This window comes from Conexibacter sp. JCM 18997, from assembly GCF_055391915.1.
Genome location: NZ_AP043885.1, coordinates 3,609,949 through 3,625,065 on the forward strand (window position 1 = coordinate 3,609,949; position 15,117 = coordinate 3,625,065).

Annotated in this window: 15 protein-coding genes; 4 read left to right on the top strand and 11 right to left on the bottom strand. The window is 73.1% G+C overall.

The window, feature by feature from the left end; all coding sequences use genetic code 11:
* On the bottom strand, positions 1 to 678 hold the full coding sequence (locus ACZ5UI_RS18215; protein WP_464189501.1) for an acylneuraminate cytidylyltransferase family protein: 678 nt from the start codon (positions 676 to 678) through the stop codon (positions 1 to 3).
* Between the two features lie 44 nt (positions 679 to 722).
* Here ACZ5UI_RS18215 and ACZ5UI_RS18220 point away from each other — a divergent pair, with 44 nt between their 5' ends.
* Positions 723 to 2,753, top strand: coding sequence for an acyltransferase family protein (locus tag ACZ5UI_RS18220; RefSeq protein WP_464189504.1), 2,031 nt, complete (start codon positions 723 to 725; stop codon positions 2,751 to 2,753).
* Here the strand turns inward: ACZ5UI_RS18220 and ACZ5UI_RS18225 are convergent.
* From ACZ5UI_RS18225 to ACZ5UI_RS18250, 6 genes are read right to left on the bottom strand one after another with little or no spacing between them, the layout of a single operon-like run.
* Positions 2,750 to 3,571: a phytanoyl-CoA dioxygenase family protein gene (locus ACZ5UI_RS18225; RefSeq protein WP_464189506.1), complete on the bottom strand. Its 822-nt coding sequence runs from the start codon at positions 3,569 to 3,571 to the stop codon at positions 2,750 to 2,752. The genes ACZ5UI_RS18220 and ACZ5UI_RS18225 overlap by 4 nt on opposite strands.
* Positions 3,568 to 4,734, bottom strand: a complete 1,167-nt coding sequence (locus tag ACZ5UI_RS18230) for a glycosyltransferase family protein (RefSeq protein ID WP_464189508.1) — start codon at positions 4,732 to 4,734, stop codon at positions 3,568 to 3,570. Before ACZ5UI_RS18230 ends, ACZ5UI_RS18225 begins: the two co-directional genes overlap by 4 nt.
* Positions 4,734 to 5,381 (bottom strand): class I SAM-dependent methyltransferase, encoded by a 648-nt coding sequence (locus ACZ5UI_RS18235; protein ID WP_464189510.1) that lies wholly within the window; start codon positions 5,379 to 5,381, stop codon positions 4,734 to 4,736. The genes ACZ5UI_RS18230 and ACZ5UI_RS18235 overlap by 1 nt, the downstream gene beginning before the upstream one ends.
* Complete coding sequence (locus tag ACZ5UI_RS18240) at positions 5,378 to 5,530, bottom strand: hypothetical protein (RefSeq protein ID WP_464189512.1); 153 nt, start codon at positions 5,528 to 5,530, stop codon at positions 5,378 to 5,380. The genes ACZ5UI_RS18235 and ACZ5UI_RS18240 overlap by 4 nt, the downstream gene beginning before the upstream one ends.
* Positions 5,527 to 6,774 carry an ABC transporter ATP-binding protein gene (locus ACZ5UI_RS18245; RefSeq protein WP_464189514.1) on the bottom strand — a complete coding sequence of 416 codons (1,248 nt, stop codon included), beginning with the start codon at positions 6,772 to 6,774 and terminating at the stop codon, positions 5,527 to 5,529. Before ACZ5UI_RS18245 ends, ACZ5UI_RS18240 begins: the two co-directional genes overlap by 4 nt.
* Positions 6,774 to 7,655 (bottom strand): ABC transporter permease, encoded by an 882-nt coding sequence (locus ACZ5UI_RS18250; protein WP_464189516.1) that lies wholly within the window; start codon positions 7,653 to 7,655, stop codon positions 6,774 to 6,776. Before ACZ5UI_RS18250 ends, ACZ5UI_RS18245 begins: the two co-directional genes overlap by 1 nt.
* Positions 7,656 to 7,741: 86 nt before the next feature.
* Here ACZ5UI_RS18250 and ACZ5UI_RS18255 point away from each other — a divergent pair, with 86 nt between their 5' ends.
* The 3 genes from ACZ5UI_RS18255 to ACZ5UI_RS18265 are packed head-to-tail and all read left to right on the top strand — an operon-like array spanning position 7,742 to position 10,454.
* Positions 7,742 to 8,344 carry an acyltransferase gene (locus tag ACZ5UI_RS18255; protein WP_464189518.1) on the top strand — a complete coding sequence of 201 codons (603 nt, stop codon included), beginning with the start codon at positions 7,742 to 7,744 and terminating at the stop codon, positions 8,342 to 8,344.
* Positions 8,345 to 8,355: 11 nt separating this feature from the next.
* A complete protein-coding gene (locus ACZ5UI_RS18260; protein WP_464189520.1) occupies positions 8,356 to 9,360 on the top strand; it encodes a glycosyltransferase family protein in 1,005 nt (334 codons plus the stop codon).
* A complete protein-coding gene (locus tag ACZ5UI_RS18265) occupies positions 9,357 to 10,454 on the top strand; it encodes a DegT/DnrJ/EryC1/StrS family aminotransferase (protein ID WP_464189522.1) in 1,098 nt (365 codons plus the stop codon). The genes ACZ5UI_RS18260 and ACZ5UI_RS18265 overlap by 4 nt, the downstream gene beginning before the upstream one ends.
* 6 nt (positions 10,455 to 10,460) lie before the next feature.
* Here ACZ5UI_RS18265 and ACZ5UI_RS18270 read toward each other — a convergent pair whose 3' ends face one another.
* Genes ACZ5UI_RS18270 through ACZ5UI_RS18285 form a run of 4 tightly spaced genes read right to left on the bottom strand, consistent with a single transcriptional unit; the run spans position 10,461 to position 15,116 of the window.
* Entirely contained in the window at positions 10,461 to 11,312 is an 852-nt protein-coding gene (locus tag ACZ5UI_RS18270) for an O-fucosyltransferase family protein (RefSeq protein WP_464189525.1), read from the bottom strand.
* Positions 11,309 to 12,652, bottom strand: coding sequence for a lipopolysaccharide biosynthesis protein (locus tag ACZ5UI_RS18275; RefSeq protein WP_464189527.1), 1,344 nt, complete (start codon positions 12,650 to 12,652; stop codon positions 11,309 to 11,311). The genes ACZ5UI_RS18270 and ACZ5UI_RS18275 overlap by 4 nt, the downstream gene beginning before the upstream one ends.
* Positions 12,649 to 14,394, bottom strand: a complete 1,746-nt coding sequence (locus tag ACZ5UI_RS18280) for a hypothetical protein (RefSeq protein ID WP_464189529.1) — start codon at positions 14,392 to 14,394, stop codon at positions 12,649 to 12,651. Before ACZ5UI_RS18280 ends, ACZ5UI_RS18275 begins: the two co-directional genes overlap by 4 nt.
* Positions 14,394 to 15,116 (bottom strand): methyltransferase domain-containing protein, encoded by a 723-nt coding sequence (locus ACZ5UI_RS18285; protein ID WP_464189531.1) that lies wholly within the window; start codon positions 15,114 to 15,116, stop codon positions 14,394 to 14,396. The genes ACZ5UI_RS18280 and ACZ5UI_RS18285 overlap by 1 nt, the downstream gene beginning before the upstream one ends.
* Position 15,117 lies beyond the last annotated feature (1 nt).

A 15,117-nucleotide genomic window follows, 5' to 3' on the forward strand; every position in this document is an offset into this window, starting at 1 on the left:
CTAGTGGACGTCGAGCCGCGCCATCGCGGCCTCCAGCGCCTCCAGCTGGTCGGCGTCGTCCAGATCGATGGCGCTGTCGACGGCCATCCGGTGCACGGCGATGCGGCCACCCAGCCGGTTCCCGGTCGCGCGCAGCAGCATCGTCCGGGTCACGTAGATCGAGCCGTCCTCGAGCAGCTGTGGGTGCTGGTCCTGGCTGCGCGGCCGCGCCTGCCAGTCGTAGCTGACCGAGCGCACGCCCTCGGGCCGCTCCTCCCACAGCCACACGTGCCCGGGCACCGCCGAGAAGGCCGAGTCGGCGCCGCCCTCGGCCACCAGCGCGACCATCGCGTCGATGTCGCCCGGACGACGCACCGGCGACGTGGCCTGCAGCAGCACCGCGATGTCGGGATCGTCCCCGTGCGCGTCCAGCGCGTGCAGCACCGCCGACTCGCTGGTGGCGTGGTCGCCGGCCAGCTCGGGCGGCCGGACGACCACCTCGGCCCCCGCAGCGTCGGCCACCGCGGCGATCTGCTGGTCATCGGTGGAGACGAGGACGACGTGTACGCGCGCCGCGGCGCGGGCCTGCTCGATCGTGTGGACCAGCAACGGCTTCCCGGCCACCGGGACGAGGTTCTTGCCGGGCAGCCGCCGCGAGCCGCCGCGGGCCGGGATGACGGCGACGACCGTGGGGGACATTCGCGCCAAGCTAGTACATCCCTCGCCGCATTAGGGTGTCGCCAGTGCCCAGCTCAGCTCCGGAGCAGCCGGGTCGCCGGCGCCCGGACATCCAGGGTCTGCGCGCCGTCGCGATCCTGTTCGTCGTCGTCTTCCACGCCGGCCTTCCCGTCCCGGGTGGCTTCGTCGGCGTCGACGTGTTCTTCGTCATCTCGGGCTTCGTGATCACGGCGATGCTGCGCCGCACGTCGAGCGCGTCGGGCCGCATCGACCTGCCCCGGTTCTACGCCCGGCGCTTCCGCCGTCTGACCCCGGCGCTGGCGCTCATGGTCGCCGTGACGATGGTGCTGTCCGCGCTGATCCTGTCGCCGATCCAGGGCCAGGACAACGCCGCCCACACCGCGTTGGGCGCGATGTTGCTCGTCGCCAACATCGTCATCGCCAACACGACCGGTGGCTACTTCGACGCCGCCGCCGATATCAACCCGCTGCTGCACACGTGGTCGCTGTCGGTCGAAGAGCAGTTCTACCTGGTGTTCCCGCTCGTGCTGATGGTCGGCTGGTGGCTCGGGCGTCGGCTGCGGCTGGGCGCCTGGGGGCCGGTGCTGACCACCGCCGTGGTGGCCGGCCTGTCGCTCCTGCTGACGGTGGTCATCGCCCGCGGCGGCTACGGGATCTCGCACCTGCCCGCGCAGCCGTTCTACAGCTCGCTGACCCGGGCCTGGGAGTTCGGCGCGGGAGCGCTCCTGGCCCTGATCGCGATTCCCGCGGTGCTGCGCGGGCGCACGCTGCGCCTGCTGTGCGGGCTGGCCGGCGCGCTCCTGCTGGCCGTCTCGCTGCACGTCATCACCTCGACGACGACGTTCCCCGGGTTCGCCACGCTGCTGCCCGTCGTGGGCACCGTCCTGCTGATCCACGCCGGCCTGGCCGACGACAACCCGGTCACCCGCCTGCTGTCGACGCGCCCGCTGGTCTGGATCGGGGACATCTCCTACTCCTGGTACCTGTGGCACTGGCCGCTGATCGTGTTCGCCGCGCTGCTGTGGCCGGGCCATGACCTGGCGACCGAGCTGGCCGCGCTCGTCTCGCTCGGGCCGGCGGTGCTCTCCTATCGCTACGTCGAGCAGCCGATCCGCAGCCTGCGCAGCGTGGGCTGGAAGCGCATGGGGCGGATCGTCGTGGCCACGCTGGTGCCGCCGCTGGCGCTGGCTGCGCTGCTGCTCGTCGCGGTCAACCAGGGGTTCTGGTCCACGAACGTGCGCGACCTGGAGGCGTCGGTCGACTCGCTGCATGCGGCCGCGGAGGCGGGCTGCACCAACGGTTTGCCGACGCCCACGCCGACCTGCGTCTGGAACGGCGACGCGACGGGGAAGCCGATCTACGTGATCGGCGACTCCAACGCCGATCAGTTCAGCGAGGCGCTGATCCGCGCCGGCCAGGATCTGGGGCGGCCGGTGCTGATCTCCACGTTCAACGGCTGCTCGTTCCTGGGCCGTTCCTGGTCGGACTCCGACGACGCCCATCAGCAGGCCTGCCGGGCCTACGTCGACGGCACGCTGGGTTGGCTGGCCCAGGCGATGCCGGGGGACGTGGTGATCGGGATCTCCGACTCGCTGTGGGTCGATCCACACGTCGGCGCCGGACCTGACCGGGTCAGCGAGAGCGACGACCCCAAGATCAAGCACCCCTACCTGGAGAGCGACCTGCAGACGATCGTCCAGGGCCTCCAGGGGGCGGACCAGTCGGTGCTGCTGCTGCAGCCGATCCCCAAGCCTCAGCGCGTGGACGGGGACGACGTGGACATCCTGTTCGATCCGACGCGCTGCACGACGCTCGGCGTCCTGCGCGGCCGCTGCCCGAGCCCGGTGCTCACCCCGCGGGCCTTGGCCGATCAGATCCAGGCCGCGCCGCGGGCGGCGATCGAGCACGTGGCGCGGGCCACCGGCGCGCAGGTGCTCGACCTCCGCGCGTTCTTCTGCCCGCACGACGTGTGCTCGACCCACCGCGACGGCGAACCGCTGTTCCGCGACGGCGGGCACATCAGCGTGACCACCAGCGCCGCACTGGCGCCGGAGTTCGAGCAGGCGGTCCGCTAGCGGTCGATCTGCAGCTGGTGCTGGTGCTTGACGATGTAGTTGACCAGCACCGAGCGCGAGCGGTTCTCCTGCGGAGAGCCGCGGTGCAGGCCGCGCACGTCGGCCAGGATCAGCGTGCCGGCGGGACCCGTGATGCGGGTCTCGCGGGCCATCTCGCTGGCCTTGATGTCCTCGGGGAAGACCGTCGTCGGGGACTCGCCCTCGCCGTTGCCGATCAGCTGCTTCTTCAGGCGCAGCAGGTGCTTGCGCTGCGTCCCGGGCAGGTACGTGAACGGGCCGTTGCCGTTGTCGACGTCGTCGAGGTACAGGAACGACTTGAACTCCTTGATGAACGCGTCCACGTGGTAGGTGCGGGTGTTCGCGTTGCTCTGCAGGTTGTGCTGGAAGACCAGCGCGCCGCTGTAGAACGGGAGGCCGTAGTAGGCGTCGGCGATGTCGAAGATGAAGCGGTCGTCCTTCATCTCCTTCAGCTCGGGCACGACCTGCTCGACGTGGTAGAGCCGGCGCACGCCCTGGTCGTAGCCGCGACCGTCCCAGAAGCGCAGCCAGGCGTCGTCCCAGTCGCGGTCCTGGCCCTCGGCCAGGAGCGCCTCGAGCTGGTCGCGCAGCGCGATCGCGCGGTCGTGCTCCCAGTAGTTCTCGATCACCGCGTAGCCATCGCGGCGCAGATCGGCCAGCGCCTTGAGCTGGCGCGGATCGAGCTTGCTCTCGAGGTCGTTGCCGCGTCCGGCGCGGTAGTCGTCGAAGTCGGCCCGCAGCTGGACCGCGGTGGGCAGCGCGTTGTGGCGGATCTTCTTGGCGGTGGCAGTCAGGCTCATCGGTCTCGGCTCCCGGGTCGAAGAAGTCGAAGGCTCTTCGAGGCTAGCAGTGTTCGGCGGCCCGAAATCGGCGGTTCGGCCAGCGCCAGCTCGGGGTCGGGCGCGCGCATGGCCGCCTGCAGCGGCTCATCCACATGGGTGATCCGGGCCAGCAGCTGCTCGAGCGTCATCGGGACGCGGTTGGTCCCCAGGCTGATGCCGTGGTGGCGGCCGAGGCGCAGATCGAGCTTGCCCAGCGCCATCTGCGCGCCCGCGCAGCCCGCCTGCGGGGTGACCGCGTCGATCTCCTGGCGCAACCGGTCGGTCGTGCGCGTCTCGGACACCTCGCCGCGCACGGGCTCGGCGTCATAGCCCTGCCCCTCGCCCAGCGCCCGGACGATCGCCCGCGCGAACGTCTTGGCCTTGTCGGGCTGGGCCTCGAAGAACGCCGGCGGACGGCGCAGCTCGGGCGGCAGCAGCGAGCCGACCGCGGCGGTGCCGACCACCGGCAGGCCGGTCGACCAGGCGTAGGCGGCGACGCGACACCGGCGCTCGTCGGGAGCGAAGTGCGCGAACACCCGGCTGGAGCGATACAGGTGGGCCAGCGTGGGCAGGTCCAGCGGGAAGGGATAGCGCCAGTCCATGGTCAGCAGCGTGAAGCGGTCCTGCTCGGCCCGGTCGGGGAACAGCGCCTCGTAGCGCTCGCGCACGTCGTACATGACGGTGTCGCGGTCGGCCTCGACGTAGGGCGGCATCGGGCACAGGCACAGCACCCGTAGGTCGTGCCCGTCGTCGTACAGGCGCCGGACCGTCTCCAGGAACGTGGGAAAGCCCTTGAAGGCGACCGGGCGGGCCACGTAGAGGACGTCCCAGAAGCGTTCGACCTGGCCCGGGCGGAAGTCGGCCGGGGTGAAGTTGCAGGCGTCGAGCTGGACCAGCGGCACCGGGCGCCCGTCGACCTCGCGCAGATCGTCGGGGCCGGCCATGCTGAAGTCGTAGAGGGGGTCGTAGCGGAACTGGTGGTCGTGCCAGTTGTGGTGCAGGCCGACGACCCAGCGGTCCTTGAGCCCCAGCAGCCGCGCCGTCAGCTCCGGCGAGGGGCGCAGCAGGTTGTCGCGCTCCTGCGTGGTGACCGTGAGCACGCCCTTGGTGCGCGCGTCGGGCAGCTTCAGCAGGCTGGCCATCAGCGCGGCGGGTAATGCAGCACGTGGACCTGGTCGCGCGAGCCCTGGTCGCGGTAGACGTCGACGGCGCTGCAGCCCAGCCGGGCCAGCATGAGCCGGTAGCTGTCGCGGGCCATCTTGCGGCGCAGGTAGGGCACCGATGCGCCGTCGCCGATCTCCATCTCGCGCAGCTCGACCACGTCGACGTCATGCTCGGGCGGCTCGAAGAAGCGGATCAGCGTGTAGCGGGCCAGCTCGCGCGCGCGGCGCAACGACGCCTCGGGGCTGGACAGGATCTCGACGACGTGCGAGTACAGCGCGACGTCGAATCCGCCCTCCAGCCCGGTCGGCTCGTTGACGTCGGCGACCACGAACGCGGCGCGCGCGTCCCCCGCGAACCGGTCGCGGGCGACGTCCAGCAGCGGCTCGGAGAAGTCCACCCCGACGTACTCGAGGTTCATCTGGCGCTCGCGGAAGAGCTCCAGCAGCTGCCCGTTGCCGCATCCGAGGTCGACGACGCGAACCGGACGGTCCGCGGGCGCGAGCTCCTCGATGACCTCGGCGGTGAGGACACGCGAGCCCTCGGCCGGCGCGCCGTAGCTGCGCAGGTACCGCCCGGCCAGGCCGGGCGTGAACGCGCCCCACGAGCGTTCCAGCGAGTCGCTCATCCGCGCCCCAGCCGCCGGCGCAGGCGCGCCACGGCGGTGTAGACCGCGTCGCGCCGCGCCCGCCGGCGCTGCCCGCGCGTGCGGCGTTCACGGAAGGCGTCGAACAGCGCCGGCGCGGCGACCTCGACCCGCTCGGGCGACGGCGTCACTCCGGCAGCTCCCGTGTGCTCCAGCGGCCCGGCGAGATCACGTGGCCGGGACGGTCACGGCGGTAGCCGCGGAACTGCGTGTTGGCGTTGCGCTCCTCGACCTCGAAGCGCACGACGCCCTCCCAGGACTGGAACAGCTGCGACGGCGTCCCGGCGGCCAGGTTGACCGACCACAGCCCCGCCTTGAGGAACATCGCCGGCAGCCGGCACGTCGCCTCGTAGGTGCCCGGGCCGCGCGGCTCCTCCGGCGCGTCCGGCTCATCGGTGTCGAAGCTGTGCAGGACGTCGACCACGTTGCGGGCCAGGTTCAGCACGACCTGGTAGCCGTGGGTGGGCTCGCGGACGCGGTAGGTGACGCGCAGCTCGACCTCGTCGGCGAGATCGAAGGTCGTGGACGGCACACCGCTGCCGTCGCGGAGCGACAGCCCGACGATCGACACGGGCAGGGACTCGTCCTCGTCGAAGTCGACCTCGTGGTCCTCCGGTCCGGCCAGGCGCGCGTAGGCGACCAGCACGTCGCCCACGGGCCCCTCGGTCACCTTGCGGCCGTGCTCGAGCAGCACCGCCCGGGTGCACAGCTCCGCCACCGCGCCGGTGTTGTGGGAGACGAACAGCACGGTGCGGCCCTCGCGGGCCACCTCGGTCATCCGCCCGAGGCACTTCTTCTGGAAGCGCGCGTCGCCGACGGCCAGGACCTCGTCGATGATCAGGACCTCCGGCTCCAGCGAAGCGGCGACCGAGAAGGCCAGGCGGACGTACATGCCGCTGGAGTAGCGCTTGACGGGCGTGTCGATGAACCGCTCGACCTCGGCGAACTCCACGATCTCGTCGAACTTGCGCGCCACCTCGGCCCGGCTCATGCCCAGGATCGCGCCGTTGAGCTGGATGTTCTCGCGGCCTGACAGCTCGGGATGGAACCCGGTCCCGACCTCCAGCAGCGCGCTCACGCGACCCCACAGGTCGACGGTGCCCGTGGTCGGCTCGGTCACGCGCGAGAGGATCTTCAGCAGCGTCGTCTTGCCCGCGCCGTTGCGCCCGACGATGCCCACGACCTCGCCTTCGCGGATCTCCAGGTCGACGTCGTCCAGCGCCATGAAGCGCTCCTCCACGGCGGGCCGCTCGCGGCGGCCGCGGCGACGGAAGGCGTCGGAGATCGACTCGGTCAGGCGGCCGTACTGCGGCCCGCTCATGCCCAGGCGGTACTCCTTCGACAGACCCTTGACGGCCACGGCGAGGTCGGTCATCAGATCACGTCCGCGAAGCTGCGCTCGGTGCGGCGGAAGTAGGCCACGCCCGTGGCCAGCCCGATCACCGTGACGGCGATCGACACGATCACCTCGGGCCCCGGGGAGTCGGCGCCCAGCAGCGCCCAACGGAAGGCGTCGATCACGCCGGCCATCGGGTTGAGGGCGTACAGCCACTTCCAGTTGCCCGGGATGACCGACGACGAGTAGGCGATCGGCGACGCGAACAGCCACAGCTGGATCAGCAGCGGCATGCCGAAGATCACGTCGCGGTAGCGGGCGCTGACGGCGGCCAGCCACACCGCCGCGGCGAGCACGGTCATCAGCGTGAACAGGATCAGCACGGGCAGCAGCAGCGCCCACCAGGTCGGCTGCACCGAGTACAGCGCCATCATGACCACGAGCAGGCACAGGCCGATGACCAGGTCGATCAGGAAGCCCAGCGTCGCCGAGATGGGCAGCACCAGGCGCGGGAAGTAGACCTTCGACACGAGGTTGGCGTTGGCCACCAGGCTGGTCGACGAGGCGTTCAGCGACTGCGCGAAGAACGTCCACGGCAGCAGCGCGGTGTAGGCGAACACCGGGTAGGGCACGCCGTCGGAGGGGACCTTCAGCACCTGGCCGAGGATCAGCGCGAACACGGCCATCAGGGCCAGCGGCTGCAGGACGGCCCATACGGCGCCGAGCGCGGTCTGCTTGTAGCGCACCTTGACGTCGCGCCAGGCCAGGAAGAACAGCAGCTCGCGGTAGCTCCACAGGTCGCCCAGGCGCAGCGAGACCCAGCCGCGCGTGGCCTCGATCCGGACGTGGCGCGCCGCGTGCGGGTGTTCGTCGCCGTTCGGCGTGGGATCCGTCCGGTCGAGCGTTGCCTGAGCCGACATGCGTCCGACAGCCTAGCCCCGAGGGGGGCCGCGCTCAGGCCTTCGTGAGCGGCATCAGGCCAAGCCGCGGTCATAGACTCCAGACGATGATCGCGTCGCTCCTTCCCGCCGCGCAGGCCCGCTGGCGGGCGGTGCAGCAGCGGCTGGCCGACCGGCTCGTGCGCGCGCAGGGCGTCGCGGTCGGCGCCGGTGTCGTCTTCGACGGCATCCCGATCGTCTCCCTGGTGCCCGGCTCCACCATCGAGTTGGGCGACAAGGTCCACATCTGCTCCAACTCGCGCGGAACGGACCTCGGGGTCAACCACCCCACGGTGCTGCGCACGCTGGCGCCGGGCGCGCGCCTGGTCGTCGGCCCGGACGTCGGCATCAGCGGCGGAGCGATCATCGCGGCGATCGAGGTGACGATCGGCGCGGGGACGCTGATCGGGGCCAACGTGACGATCGCCGACACGGACTTCCATCCCACGGAGCCGATCGAGCGCCGCCACGCGCCGATGCCCACGCCGCAGCCCCAGCACCGCGTGTCGATCGGGCGCAACGTCTTCGTGGGCACGGGCGCGATCGTGCTGAAGGGGACCACGATCGAGGACGACGCGGTCGTGGGCGCCGGCGCGGTGGTCACCGGCCACGTCGCGCGTGGGCAGATCGTGGCCGGCAATCCCGCCCGGCCGATCGGGTCCGGCTCCTAGCATCCGTCGCGATGCGGGAGTACTGCACGCTCTTCGACAGCAACTACCTGGTCAAGGCGCTGGCCATGTACCGCTCGATGGAGCGCGTCGCCCAGCCGTTCCACCTGACCGCCTTCACGTTCGACGAGCGCGCCGAGGAGCTGCTCGGGCGCCTCGCGCTCCCGCACCTGACCGTCGTGCCCCTGCGCGACCTGGAGGCCCACGACACCAGCCTGGCCGCGGTCAAGAGCGACCGCACGCCGGTGGAGTACTGCTGGACGTCGACGCCGGCGCTGCCGCTCTACCTCCTGGACACGCGTCCGGAGTTGACCGAGGTGACCTACCTCGACGCCGACCTGCTGTTCTACTCCAGCCCCGAGCCGTTGTTCGACGAGATGGGCGACGCGTCGGTGCTGATCACCCCGCACCGCTACGCGCCGGAGTACGCCCACCACGCGATCTCGGGCATCTACAACGTCCAGTTCCTGACCTTCCGGCGCACCGCGGACGGCCTGGAGGCGCTGCGCTGGTGGCGTGAGCGCTGCCTGGAGTGGTGCTACTACCGCCTCGAGGACGGCAAGCTGGGCGACCAGAAGTACCTCGACGACTGGCCCACGCGCTTTGACGGTGTGCACGAGCTGGCCCATCCCGGCGGCGGGCTGGCGCCGTGGAACGCGCTGCAGTACGACATCGTGGCCCGCGACGGCCGGGTGACCGTCGACGGGCTCCCGCTGGTGTTCTTCCACTTCCACCGCGTGCAGCTGCGCCGCAGCGGCCACCACGGCTACCACCCGCCCGGCTACCACGTCCCGCGTCGCACGATGCGGCTGATCTACCGGCCCTACCTGGCCGCGCTCGACGCCGCGCGGGCCGAGCTGGAGGCGATCGACCCCGGCTTCGACGCGGGCTTCGGCGACGACCCGCCGATCGCCGAGCGCGTCGCCGAGCTGCGCGTGCGCTTCGGCGAGAGCGCGCTGCGCCGCTTTCCCGCGCTGGCCCGCATCCGCTATCCCAACGGCACGCAGGCCGCGCCGTGAAGGTCGCGTTCAACGACCTGACCCGCGCGGTGGCGGCGACCCGGGCCGAGCACGACGCGGCGCTGGCCCGGGTGCTCGACAGCGGCTGGTACGTGCTCGGGCAGGAAGGCCGCGCCTTCGAGACCGAGTTCGCCGCGGCGGTGTGCGGCGGCGGCCACGCGGCGGGCGTCGCGTCGGGGACCGACGCGATCGAGCTGGCGCTGCGCGCGCTGGGGATCGGCCCCGGCGACGAGGTCGTGACCCAGGCCAACACGTGCGTGCCCACGATCGCCGGCATCGAGCGCACCGGCGCCACGCCGGTGCTGTGCGACGTCGAGGACGAGGCGGGCACGATGGACCCGGACTCGTTGCGTCACGCGCTGACCCCCCGCACCCGGGCCGTCGTGCCCGTGCACCTGTACGGCCAGTGCGCCGACGTCGACGCGATCCGCGCGGTGGCCGGTGACGTGGCCATCGTGGAGGACTGCGCCCAGGCCCATGGCGCCCGGCTGCGCGGCCGCCCGGCCGGCTCGCTGGGCGACCTGGCCGCGTTCAGCTTCTACCCGACGAAGAACCTCGGCGCGCTGGGCGACGGCGGCGCCGTCGCCTCACCCGATCCCGGGCTGATCGAGCGGGTCCGCCTGCTGCGCGCCTACGGCCAGTCCGAGCGCTACCTGCACGTCGAGCACGGCGTCAACAGCCGCCTGGACGAGCTGCAGGCGGCGATCCTGCGCGTGCGCCTGCCCGGACTCGCCGCTGGCGTGCGGCGCCGCCAGGCGATCGCCGCGGCCTATGACGCGGCGCTGGCCGGGACCGCGGCGCGGCCGCTGGCCCGGCTGCCCGAGCGCGACCACGCCTTCCACCTGTACGTCGTGCGGGTGGCCGACCGGGACGGCTTCCAGGCCGCGCTGCAGGCGGCCGGCGTGCAGACGCTCGTGCACTACCCGCGGCCGATCCACGGCCATCCGCCCTACGCCGAGCTGGGGCAGCACGGCGTCTCGCTGGCCGTCAGCGAGCGGCTGGCCGGCGAGATCGTCTCCCTGCCGCTGTTCCCCGAGCTGACCGACGCCGAGGTCGCGCACGTCGCGGCGGCCGCCGCGGCCGCCGCGGCCTGAGCCCGGTCAGCCGGCGACGATCCGGGTGTGCTGGGGCCCGATCGGCGCATCGGGCGCCTGGAGGGTCTGCAGCGGCAGCCCGGCGCTGAACGAGGCCCACATGCTGAACGTGCTCGGCGGCCCGATCAGCGTGTCGCAGGCCCGCAGCGCGCACAGGTCGCCGAGCACGTCGCCCGGTCCCGGCGTGGCGGGCAGCCCGTCCAGCACGCCGGGGTCCAACGGCTGGTCGCTGCACACCAGCAACGTCGCCCCGGGACCGTGGGCCTCCAGCGCTCGCTCCGCGATGGCGCGGTAGCGCTGCGGCCCGAAGTCGAAACGCCCGCCCTGGTAGTCGGCGTAGTCCCCGCGGCGAACGTGCAGGCCGACCAGCGGCCCGGCGCCGCGGGCGCGGTCGCTGACCGATCGGGCGGCAGCCTCGGTCCGGGGGTCGGGCGCCAGCGCCTGCAGGACGGTCTGGCGATGACGGGCCAGCCCCCGCAGCCCCCGCAGCTCCCAACCGGCCAGCACGAGCGCGCGGGCCGATCGCGCGCGGGCCAGCAGCGCCGGATCGTCGAGGTCGGCCGCCTCGTCGTCGGCCACCGCGACGACGTCCACGCCGGGCAGCCACCGGGCCACGGGCAGCCCGCGGGAGGCCAGCCCGGTGGCGGCGCGGCGCACACGCCGGCCTCGGGGCCGCCAGCCCGGGGCGGCCGGCCAGCGACACAGCGGGTCGCCGGCGAAGGCCGGGAACCAAGCGCCGTAGCGGGCGAAGGCGGGGTTGGCCACGGGCACGCCGGCCTCGGCGGCGAAGGCCAGCGCGTGGGCGAACAGGAACAGCTGGTTGCCCAGCTGACCGGGGCTGCGGGCGACGATGATCATCGGCGCACCAGCCCGCGCAGGTCGGCGATCTCCTCGCGCGTGGGCACCAGCAGCGGCGCCACGCGGTCGCCGGTGGCGCGATGGTAGTAGACGGCGGTGACGGCGAAGTTGAACGCGTAGGAGACGGTCGAGGCCAGCGCGGCGCCGTTGTCGCCCAGCGTGGGGATCAGCGCCGCGTAGAGGACCAGCGCGACCGGCGTGGAGATCACCGCCGCGCGCAGGGAGTAGGTCGGGAAGCCGCGGCCGTTGATCGTGGCGGCCAGTACCGCGGCGATGCCGAACAGGGCCACGCCGGGCAGCAGGATCAGGCCCAGCGTGATCGCGCCGTCGAACTCCGAGCCGTACAGGAGCGGGATGCCGATGGCCATCGCGGCGGCGACCACCGGCAGCGACACCAGCGTCAGCAGCGACACGTGGCGCAGCGACTTGCGCTCGACCACGGCGCGCGCGGCCAGCTCGTCCGCGCCGCCGGCGGTCAGCGCGGCCACGCGCGGGAAGACGACGTAGGCCAGCGTCTGCGGGGCCAGGAACATCACGCCGGTGACGGCCACCGCGGCCGAGTACAGGCCCAAGTCATGCGCGGAGACGACCGCGCTGAGCACGAACAGGTCGATCCGGTAGTTGAGGAACTGCAGCGCGTTGGCCGCGTTGGCCCGCAGCCCGAAGCCGGTCGCCTCACGCAGCGGCTCGGCGCCGTGGCGGGCGGTGGCCGGATGGTCGTGCGGCGTGCGCTTCAGCGCGTCGCCCAGCGACACGGCGGCGGTGATCGCGTAGGCCACGGGGATGCCGATGATCATGCCCCGCTCGCCGTCCACGCCGGCGCCGATCCCGCACAGCACGAGCACCAGCAGCGAGGCCAGCGCGGGCGGCAGCACGAACGCCTCGTAGCGGTCCAGCGCCACCGCCAGCCAGCGCGTGTACTGCCAGGAGATGTAGAACGGCAGGCCCACCCCGACGGCGGCGATCAGCGCCACGGTCAGCCCCGCGAAGGCCGAGGGGAAGGCCAGGCGCGCGGCCACCGCGACGACCGCCGCGAGGAGGCCGAGCACGAACGCGGCCAGCTGCGACTGGGCCAGCGCGTCGCGCGGCGCCCAGCGCCCGCCGGCCACCGCCCAGGCGATCCCGTTCTCCAGGCCCAGGGGCGCGAGCACGCCGAGCACGAGCACGACCGACAGGGCCACGGTGTAGGCGCCCACCCCGTCGGGCCCGAGCACGCGCCCGACCACGATCGTCGTGGCGAAGCCGGTGACCGCCGTGAGCAGCTGCGCGCCGCCCATCAGCAGCGCGCCGCTGCGCAGCGACCGCGGCCCGTCAGCGGGGGCCGCGGCGGGGACGCTCACGACCCCACGCGGAAGACGGCGAACTCGCGCGGCACGGCCGACAGCGTGCGCACCGGCGGATCCTGGCAGCGCGGCCAGAAGCCGATCTGCGCCGCGCGTCCGCCGGTGGCCTCGGCCAGCTCGGCCGGGGTGAGGGCCTTCTGGCGATCGGCGGCCAGCCCGCTGGCGCTCTGGGTGACCACCAGCGTGCGGTAGCCGCGCAGGTCGCCGCAGCGCTGCGGCTCGGCGCGCGTGGTGCGCAGCGGCCAGTAGAAGGGCAGCCGCCCGTCGGCGGAGATCAGCCGTCCGGGTGCGCGCAGCGCGGCGGCGGTGTCCTCGACCAGCAGGCCGAGCGACGGATCGGCGGCCACCCGCGCGCGGTCGGCATCGAACCAGCCGGTGACCTTCAGCTCGCGCAGCGTGCGGGCCGCGTCGATCGACCCGTCGGGCCGCTGGCCCAGCCCGTCGAGGTTGCGCAGGTCGACCACGCCGACGACGAGCAGCACGACGACCACGACCCAGGCCCAGCGCGCGCCGCGGGCCGCGGCGGTGCCCCGCAGCGCGGTCCACAGCGCGACGGCGATCAGCGCGAACAGCGGCGCCCAGGCGGGCGACAGGTAGCGCGTGTTGAACGGCGCCGAGCTGATCCAGGCCAGCGTCGGCGGTAGCGCCCACAGCGCCATGCGGGCCAGGTGCTCGCGGGTCGGCGCCTCGTCCTCGGGGCAGTCGCGCGACAGCCACAGCGGGACGAACAGCACGACCGTGGCCACGACGGCGATCGGCCGGTCGAGGTCGTAGGGGCCGACCGTGCCGCCGGCGGGGTTGGCCAGGAAGGGCAGCAGCCACGAGAGCACGATCGCCACGGGCGCGGCGATCGTGGCCGACAGCCGGTGCGAGCGGGCGGCGATGCGCAACGCCGCGTAGACGATCGCGAAGATCAGCGGCAGCGTCAGGTAGGGGCCCAGCCACTCCATCCCGGCGATGAACGAGCCGCGCGACTGGGCGTTGAGCTGGTCGTAGAAGCTGTAGACCGCGGCGCTGATCGTGTCGGCGTCGCCGCCCTTGAGGAACGCGGTCACGCCCAGGTCCAGCCGGCCGGCCTGGATCACCGCCCACACGAGCGCCAGCAGCGCGCCGGCGGCCAGCGGCACCCCGCGCCAGACCAGCCGCGCCAGCAGCTCGCGGCGCGGGCCGACGAACAGGGCCAACCCGATGCCGAACAGCGCGATGAAGCTCGACGGCTTGGCCAGGCCCGCCAGCACGCTGGCCAGCGCGATCAGCGCGGCCAGGCTCCAGCGGTTGCGCGGGCCGCCCACGCCGAGCGCCAGCACCCCGGCCACGCCGACCGTGGCGGCCACCGGCACGTCGGTCAGGCCGGAGGCGCCCAGCTGCACCACGTCGGGCGTGGCCACCAGCAGCAGCGCGCCGATCGCCCCGGCGACCGCGCCGCCGCGGTCGCTGCCCGACAGCCGCCACACCGCCCACACCAGCGCGCCCAGGAAGACCAGCGCCCACAGGCGGCCGATCCACTCGTGGAACCCGAACAGCTCCCACAGCCAGCCCTGCACGACGTAGAACAGCGGGCGGTGCAGATAGCCGGCGCCCAGCGACTCGGGCGCGATCGGCCCGCCCAGCTCGATCAGGCGCGACCAGCGGCCGTAGATGAGCGCGTCGGTGGCGTGGTAGGGCACCCACACCGCCACCCAGGTCAGCGCGACGACGAACAGCCCGACGACCGCGCCCATGGCGCGCCGCATGGCCATCAGGCCGAGGGCGGGTCGGCCCGCAGCAGGTAGATCTCGTCCGGGCCGAAGTGGTCCTGGCGGCGCAGGCCGAAGCGCGCCTCGCGCTCGGCGCCGAAGCGGGTCAGCGGGTCGATCACCTCGGCCGCGCCCAGCCGCTGGGCCACGTCGGTGCCGTACAGGCGCACGTGGTCGATCTGGCCGAAGCGCTCCAGCCGCTGCTGCTGGGTCGTCGCGGTCGGGTCCTCCAGGGTGGTGGCCACCGTGCGGTCGACGGGCACCATCAGCGCCGCCCACCCCTCGGGGCGCAGCACGCGGCGCAGCTCGGCCAGCGCGGCCTGCTCGCCCTCGACGTGCTCGAGCACGTGCGAGCACAGCACGACGTCGAACGTGTCGTCGTCGAAGGGCAGCTGGGTGATGTCGGCGGCGACCATGGCCTGGCTGGCATCGATGTCCGTGGAGACGTAGCGCACCCGCGAAAGTCGCTGCAGCTTGGCGTCGGTCGCGTCGTCGGGGCCGAAGGCCAGCACGCGGCCCTTCAGCCGGTCCTCCTCACACAGCCACAGCCACAGCAGCCGATGGCGCTCGGCCGAGCCGCAGCCCGGACACACCGCGCCCTCCCGCCCGGCGTAGGGCAGGAAGCGGCGGAAGGTGCCGCCGCAGATCGGGCACTCGACGGCGTCGCCGCGCTCCCGCTGGCGCTGCCATGCGACGCGCAGGCGGGCCAGGGGCGCGCCGAGCATG